The 1150-nt window shown below is 61.8% G+C and carries 1 protein-coding gene; it reads left to right on the top strand.

What is annotated here, in order from left to right:
* The first annotated feature begins 219 nt into the window (after positions 1-219).
* A complete protein-coding gene (locus ACM0PK_RS21620) occupies positions 220-1134 on the top strand; it encodes an IS110 family transposase (protein WP_414608121.1) in 915 nt (304 codons plus the stop codon).
* Positions 1135-1150: the final 16 nt, after the last annotated feature.

The following is a 1150-nucleotide window of genomic DNA, read 5'->3' as shown; positions in this document are numbered from 1 at the left end:
GGCTCGGCTCTTATCTCTTCCGACTCTGGCACCTTAGGTGCCGAGAGCCCGGCGCGGACGACCGTTCGGCTCTAGGTCTTTTCGATCGCTCTGTAGCAAGGATCTCCGCGCCGGTTTCTCCCTGATCCGCCCGAACAGTTGATCGAGCTGGCACTCGTACTGATAAGACTGGGCAAGCGGGGGGAGCTCTCGACCCTGTCAGCCTAGCGGAGTTGCCCCATGTTTGGGATCGGGATCGATGTCAGCGGTGAGAATCTGGATGTGGCCGTCCATGAACAGGCCTTCCGTCAGTTCAAGAACAACAAGCGGGGCTGGGCCAGTCTGATCAGATGGCTGCAGCGGTGGCCAGCCAAGCAGGTCGTGCTGGAGGCCAGCGGCGGCTATGAACAGAAGGCGCTGGACGCCTTGCACGAAGCTGGTTTGCCGATGGTGCGGATCAACCCGGGCCGTGGCCGCAGTTTCGCCTCAGCCACCGGGAAGCAGGCCAAGACCGATCGCATTGATGCCATGGTTCTGGCTCACATGGCCGACGTTCTCAAGCTGACCCGTTACGGCCCGCCAGCAGCTTGGCAGCGCCGTCTGGGTGAGCTCTGCCAGCGTCGGCGCCATCTGGTGCAGATGCGGGTGAGCGAGCATCAGCGCATGCGTGCGTTCAGCGAACCAAGCCTGATTTCCATGCTGAATCAGCATCTGCGTGAGATCCAGAAAACCATCAAGCAGCTCGATACCACCATCGCAGCGCTCTTGGCTGAGCAGGAAGGATGGCGTGACTTTGCCAAGCTCAAAGGCGCTGGCCCGGTGCTGATGGCAACCCTGGCCTGCGAGCTGCCGGAGCTGGGAAGACTAAGTGGGAAAGCCATCGCGGCCTTGGTAGGGGTTGCCCCCATGAACCGGGAAAGCGGCAACTGGAAAGGACGACGGAGCATCACCGGCGGCCGGGCCGTTGTACGCGAAGCGCTCTACATGGCAGCGCTGACCGCCAAACGCTATGAGCCCCGGCTCAAGGAATTCTTTGAATCCCTCGTCAACCAAGGCAAACCGGGCAAGGTGGCCCTGGTCGCGGTGATGCGCAAGATGCTGGTGATCCTCAACGCCCGCAAGCGTGACGCGGAGGCCCAGATGGCCTCCGCCTGACAAGACAGTTGCTACA

The sequence above is a fragment of the Stenotrophomonas sp. FR010 genome, from assembly GCF_047520755.2.
In the GTDB taxonomy this organism is placed as follows: domain Bacteria; phylum Pseudomonadota; class Gammaproteobacteria; order Xanthomonadales; family Xanthomonadaceae; genus Stenotrophomonas; species Stenotrophomonas sepilia.
This window is presented reverse-complemented; position numbering and strand designations above follow the sequence as displayed.

Coding starts and splice junctions, on each gene's coding strand:
- ACM0PK_RS21620 (WP_414608121.1), top strand. CDS start 220: ATGTTTGGGATCGGGATCGATGTCAGCGGTGAGAATCTGGATGTGGCC.